The 6391-nt window shown below is 43.3% G+C and carries 4 protein-coding genes and 2 pseudogenes; 4 read left to right on the top strand and 2 right to left on the bottom strand.

What is annotated here, in order from left to right; translation table 11 throughout:
• Positions 1 to 61: 61 nt before the first annotated feature.
• Both cytR and priA read right to left on the bottom strand, forming a co-directional pair.
• Positions 62 to 853: pseudogene (gene cytR, locus QQK21_RS15655) on the bottom strand (DNA-binding transcriptional regulator CytR); the annotation flags it as partial.
• Between the two features lie 247 nt (positions 854 to 1100).
• The gene (priA, locus tag QQK21_RS15650; RefSeq protein WP_284193123.1) at positions 1101 to 3305 is read right to left on the bottom strand and encodes a primosomal protein N'; all 2205 of its coding nucleotides are present in this window, start codon (positions 3303 to 3305) and stop codon (positions 1101 to 1103) included.
• Between the two features lie 282 nt (positions 3306 to 3587).
• Here priA and rpmE point away from each other — a divergent pair, with 282 nt between their 5' ends.
• From rpmE to QQK21_RS15635, 4 genes and pseudogenes are all read left to right on the top strand, one after another.
• Complete coding sequence (gene rpmE / locus QQK21_RS15645) at positions 3588 to 3806, top strand: 50S ribosomal protein L31 (RefSeq protein WP_284193122.1); 219 nt, start codon at positions 3588 to 3590, stop codon at positions 3804 to 3806.
• A 237-nt stretch (positions 3807 to 4043) separates the two neighbouring features.
• Positions 4044 to 5321, top strand: a complete 1278-nt coding sequence (locus QQK21_RS15640) for a malic enzyme-like NAD(P)-binding protein (RefSeq protein ID WP_284193121.1) — start codon at positions 4044 to 4046, stop codon at positions 5319 to 5321.
• Between the two features lie 243 nt (positions 5322 to 5564).
• A pseudogene (locus tag QQK21_RS22360) lies at positions 5565 to 5957 on the top strand (hypothetical protein).
• An 80-nt stretch (positions 5958 to 6037) separates the two neighbouring features.
• Positions 6038 to 6391 (top strand): MFS transporter (locus QQK21_RS15635; protein ID WP_284193120.1); only part of this gene is annotated, 354 nt, incomplete at its 3' end.

The raw sequence follows: 6391 nt of genomic DNA, 5'->3' as shown, positions 1-6391 counted from the left end.
AATGTAAGGATACGACAGAGTCGAATGGTATTTATCCCGTCAAGATCCCTCAGTAATGACAAGGAACCCGCAAACCGAGCTTCTTCGCTTCTTGAATGGCGCCAATTGCCATTGCATCATTATGACAAAAAATAGCTGTGGGCGGCTCGGGAAGAGCAAGTAGTTGTCTCACTGCCTTTGCGCCATCTTCAAAAGAAAAACGGCCTTGAATGCAGTAGCTAGGATTCATTGTGATCCCCGCTCGGCGAAGTGCCTGCTGATAACCTTGATGACGAAACTGACATAGCACTGCCGACTCTGGGCCAGACACCTGAGCAATCCGCTTGTGCCCCATTTGAGTTAAGTAGTTTACAGCTTCGAATGCCGATGTCAGATTATCAATATGTACTGTTGGGAGCTCTAGCTCAGGCGCAAACTCACAGGCCATCACCATTGGAGGCAAGTTTTTCTGCTCTGGTTTACTCACATCAAACGGCAAATCAGTGCCAAGCAGTAACATGCCATCTGCTTGCTTAGTGAATACCAAGTTAACAAAAGAGCTTTCTCGTTTTTTTTGTTGTCCACTATCACCCAGTAACACTATGTATCCATTTTCAACCGCCGCATCCTCTATACCACGAATGATTTCGGTGTAGTAAGGATCACAGATGTCAGGAATAATAGCGATGATGGTCTTGGATTCATTTCTACGTAAATTACGTGCCAATGAGTTGGGAGAATACCCAGCCTCTAACACTGCATCCTCGACTCGCTTCCTTGTGGCTGAAGATACTTTTTCCGGATTCATCAGCGCCCGCGATACAGTCGCAGTTGAAACGCCCGCCAGCTGAGCAACATCCTTCATTGTCGCCATAAATTTATTACCCTCTTCATTTTCCAAACATGGTAGCAGCTTGTACTACCTAAATCGATAGAGATAGGCTACCCCCTATCATAAACGAACATCTTCCAGATAAATCGTTTGTCTACCGCGTATCATTAAAATAAATCAATCAAATCAATTCATAGTTTATTCATTTCAGCGCAGAATATTACGGGGTGATTAACAAAAATCAGACTAGATGCGAGATATGAATCACAATTAAATGAAAAAGCTGAAATCAGCTTAAATCTTGCGGTTCAATATCAACCGACCAACGAACTTTTTTTGAGTTTGGTAGCATATGAATAGCGGGTTTAGCGCTAGCAAGTAACTTTTGCATCGTCAATCGACTATTGGTCTGCAGCATTAATTGCCAACGATACTTGCCCGCTTTTTTCGCTAATGGCGCTGGAGTGGGGCCTAACACTTGACACTGTTGCTTGAACAAAGGGTGGACTTCGAGGGTATAACGCACCTGACGCAGAAAATGTTCAACATCATGAGACTGATTCGCTTCCGCGCGAAATAAGGTCAAAAACGAATAGGGTGGCAAATTGGCTTTTTTACGCTCTTGTAAGGCCAACTCAGCAAAATGCCGATAGCCTTGCCTGAGTAAGATTTGCAGTAGATTATGCTCTGGATGATGGGTTTGAAGTATCACTTCTCCCGGTTTGCTAGCGCGCCCCGCCCTACCCGCCACTTGAATGAATAATTGGGCCAATCGCTCTGACGCCCTGAAATCGCTACTGTATAGAGAGCCATCAACATCAAGTAAAGCAACCAAAGTGACATCAGGGAAATGGTGCCCTTTTGCTAGCATCTGGGTACCAATTAAAATCTGAAATTCGTTTTTGCGAATAGAGCTTAATGCGGACTCCAAGCTTCCTTTACGGCGAGTGCTATCGCGGTCAATTCGTATGGTTTTAAAGTCAGGGAAAAGCAGTGATAGCTGCTCTTCTAACTGTTCTGTGCCGACCCCAACAGTGACCAATTGAGAAGATCCACATCCTTGACATTGTCTGACAGTTTTTTGCTGAGAGCCACAATGATGACAACGTATCTCATCGCTAAACTGATGATAAGTATAATAAGCATCACATCTTTTGCACTCCGCAATCCAACCGCAGTCATGACACATCAGAGCGGGAGAAAAGCCGCGTCGATTGAGAAACAGCATCACTTGGTTACCTGCCTCAAGATGCTTTCTCATCTCAGCAATCAAACCAGCAGAAAGGCCACTTTCTAAATACTGCCCCTTAACATCGATGACTTTATTTACCGTAGGTAAAGCTTTGCCTGCCCGAGCAGAAAGTATCAAATGATGATATTTGCCTGACAAAACATTATGCAAAGTTTCAAGTGCCGGGGTGGCAGAGCCTAGTACGATAGGAATGTTTTCTTTATTTGCTCGCATAACAGCAACATCACGGGCGTGATAGCGAAGACTGTCTTGCTGTTTGTAGGAAGCGTCATGCTCTTCATCGACAATAATAATGCCGAGATCAGCAAAAGGGGTCATCAAGGCTGAACGAGTGCCAATAACAACGCCTGCCACTTTATCCCTGGCACTCAACCACGCATTCAACCTTTCACTGTCATTTAAACCTGAGTGAATGACCTCAATAGCAAGGTTAAAACGCTTTCTGAATCGGTTGATGGTTTGCGGTGTCAAACCAATCTCTGGCACCAAAACTAAAGCTTGTTTACCATTTTCAAGCACTTGTTTTATAAGGTTAAGATAAACTTCTGTTTTCCCAGAGCCGGTGACCCCTTCGAGCAAAAAACAGCCAAAGCCGGCAAAATTATTCACCGTCGCAACGGCGACAGCCTGTTCTTGATTGAGAGTTTGCTTATCGCCTTCGGCTTCTACGTTAAAGGTCCAATCTATCTTAGGCCTAAACTTGACCTCCACAGATTCAATCCAACCCTTATCTTCAAGCTTTTTTAAAATATTGGCTGGCACATCTTGGTCAAGTAAATACTGATGATCAGCAGGCCCTTTCTCAAGCATCTGCATTGCTTGCGCTTGCCTAACTGCACGACCAAACCCTTGCATGAACTGCTCACGTCCAAGCGATGTAATACGCCATTCAATAGATGGATTGAAAGAAGCAGGCTTTCCTTTACGCAACATGGCTGGTAATGCATTTGCCAAAGTTTCTCCAAGTGGATATTGATAAAACTGACTGCACCAGTGAAGAAGTTGATACAGGTTTTGCGGCCATAGGGGTTCAACGTCGAGGACTTGGTGGATTGACTTTAGTTTATCAAAGCCAAATTCAGACTCAGTATCCAGCTCTATCACTATACCTATCATGGTTTTAGGGCCGAATGGTACGGATACTCTCCCTCCAACAACTGGCGTTAAATGACAAGGAATTTTATAATCAAATAACCTGTCAAGAGGAACTGGCAGAGCCACTCGGGCAATCGTCGGACGCATAATGAGATGAACACTAAAACGAAGAAACTTGGTTAGTCTATGTGAAAAGTGCCCAGCGGGAAAGTAAAGCACTGACATGACCATGTCATTCTGATTAACGATGAAAAAAGTAGCAGTTTTATATGTAAATTGGTTGATCATAGAGCCTCTATTCATTAGAATATCGCGCCTTAGTGGTATGGCTTGCAGCGTCTAGCGGTACCCAAAGTGACATTTTATTAACTTACGTGTGGTGTCCGGCTTAGCATCGGATAGCGACACGGCCTATATTTGAGGTTTTCCATGAAAGTTGGTATCCACCCAGAATACAAAGCAGTTAAAGCAACTTGTTCTTGCGGTAACTCTTTTGAGTTCAACTCAACTCTAGCTAAAGAATCAATCCACCTAGACGTGTGTGACAAATGTCACCCATTCTACACAGGTAAGCAACGTATTGTTGATACCGGTGGTCGTGTTGATCGCTTCAACAAGCGCTTTGGCGCACTTTCTTCTAAGAAATAATGTTTTCTTGGAAGTAGAAAGGACGCCACGGCGTCCTTTTTTGTTTGCTAGCATACCCTCATTCTATACGAGCTGCACAAAGCCATTCAGTTGAGCTATCTCTCACTATCTGGTCTTATCTCCCATCATTTAACCAGTTTTGTTACTTTGGCTCGCTCTCTCACCTTTGCAGGCTGACTGACTTAATCTAGAATGATTTTTCCCTATCTAAATTATTATTAATGAGTATCTACCCACATGTCCGATGACAATAGCCAAGTACTTTCTCCTGAAGAGCAATTTCGTCAGCAAGCCTTGGATTACCATGCCTACCCAACAGCGGGTAAAATTTCTGTAGAGCTATCCAAACCAGCAGAAACCGCCGGTGACCTATCGCTAGCATACAGCCCCGGTGTTGCTGAGCCTGTGCGTGAAATTGCACAAAATGCTGAGAATGTCTACAAATACACAGCAAAAGGCAATATGGTTGCTGTTATCTCAAACGGCACTGCCATTTTGGGCCTTGGCAACTTAGGGCCTCTTGCTTCAAAACCTGTCATGGAAGGGAAGGCGCTATTGTTTAAGCGCTTTGCAGGTTTAGATTCAATTGATATCGAAGTGAAACATCGCACCATTGAAGAGTTCGTTGATACGGTCGCCAACATCGCAGATACCTTTGGTGGCATAAACTTGGAAGACATCAAGGCACCTGACTGCTTTGAAATCGAGAAACAGCTCATTGAGCGCTGTGATGTACCCGTCTTCCATGATGACCAACATGGTACCGCTATTGTCACTGCAGCAGGCATGCTTAATGCTATCGAGCTACAAGGGAAGAAACTCGAAGACGCTATCATTGTTTGTTTGGGTGCAGGAGCGGCGGCGGTTGCCTGTATGGAACTGTTGATCAAATGTGGTGCCATGCGTGAAAAAATTTACATGCTTGACCGCAAAGGCGTTATCCATACTCGCCGTGATGATCTCAACCAATATAAACAGTTGTTTGCCAACAACACAGACAAACGCACTCTAGAAGATGTGATTGAAGGTGCGGATCTCTTCCTTGGGGTTTCTGGGCCTAATTTACTTGATCCAGAAGCACTGAAGTTAATGGCCGATAAACCTATCGTATTTGCTTGCTCAAACCCAGATCCAGAAATCAAACCCGAGCTGGCTCATCAAGTCCGCAGCGATATCATTATGGGTACTGGGCGCAGTGACTATCCGAACCAGGTGAACAACGTACTTTGCTTCCCGTTTATTTTCCGCGGCGCTTTAGATGTAAGAGCGAGCGAAATTAATGACGCAATGAAACTTGCCGCAGTAGATGCTATTCGACAATTAGCCAAAGAAGCGGTGCCAGCTGAAGTATTAAAAGCAGCAGGTGTCGATAAGCTTGAATTTGGACCAGAGTACATCATACCAAAACCCATGGATCCTCGCCTGTTGCCAAGAGTCGCCAAAGCAGTCGCCAATGCTGCTGTAGAATCAGGCGTTGCTCGTATCGATATGCCGGAAAACTATATGCAGTCGTAGTAGGCTTTTGCTTCTATGAAAAAAACAGATGACTATCAATTTGTGGGTTTTTGAGCCCATCGCAGAGAAAAGTCCAATATAAACCGCCAGCCCTTTATTTATAAGGGCTGGCGGAAATAGCTTATTTTCTAATATCCTTCTTAAGCCACCTATCTATCACGCTCTCGTCCCCCAAGGGCTCTAAGAACCTATCCCAATAGATGTTGCCTGAATTAAATCAACACCTAATTGAAAATACTGTAAATAAGTTCACCACAATACTTAATCTCTGATGTTCTCTAAGAAACATTGGGCCACCGCTACCTGTCCATAAGACTAATCATCCTCTCGGCACGTATCGAAAAAAAGTCGATAACCGTGATGCAATAAACGGTATTCTTTTTGTTCTCAGATCTGGTTGCTTTGAACTACATTCCTCATGTTCAATCACGGGCAGAAGAGGCCGAGAGCTCAAAACAATCTGATGATTTTAGGGCTCATCGTTGAGGAGTAGCGCGAACCCATAGCTGGTTAAACCGTTATCGTAGGTTTCTTGTTCGTTGGGAAATGAAAATAGAAAATTACCAGGCGATGCTGCATTTTTCTTGTGGTCTCATTGTTTGGAATAAATCCCTTTGGGATAAGTTCTTATTATAATTTCATCTTATATTGTTGACATGATTATAATCGCTCGCTTATCATTATGCTCATTGTTGCACATGGAGATAAATAACCCTTTGAATAAATCACTAACAAGAAAAAGTAGAAACAATACTTCTTTGTTCATTTTTGCAAACACAATATCTTACCTTGGTGACCTTGTTTTTTTGATGGTCATTAATTTATGGGTTGTCAGGGTTTCAGGAGATGCGAGTGTATTAGGACTTGTATCAGCGATATCTGCAATAGGCTTATTGATAGGAAACCCTATTGGTGGCTATTTATCTGATAAACTAAACAAAAAATCACTGCTAATAATATCCGATTCATTTAGTGCAATTGCAGTATTATTTCTTTATTTGATTTATCTGCATATTTCGGAGCATTCCGATCAGTTATTTCGGGATTATCCGATCACCCATTTCGGTTTA

It is taken from the genome of Vibrio zhanjiangensis (assembly GCF_030161235.1).
GTDB classification, from domain to species: domain Bacteria; phylum Pseudomonadota; class Gammaproteobacteria; order Enterobacterales; family Vibrionaceae; genus Vibrio; species Vibrio zhanjiangensis.
Note: the sequence above shows the minus strand (reverse complement) of the source record. Positions and strands in the feature narration are given on the sequence as shown.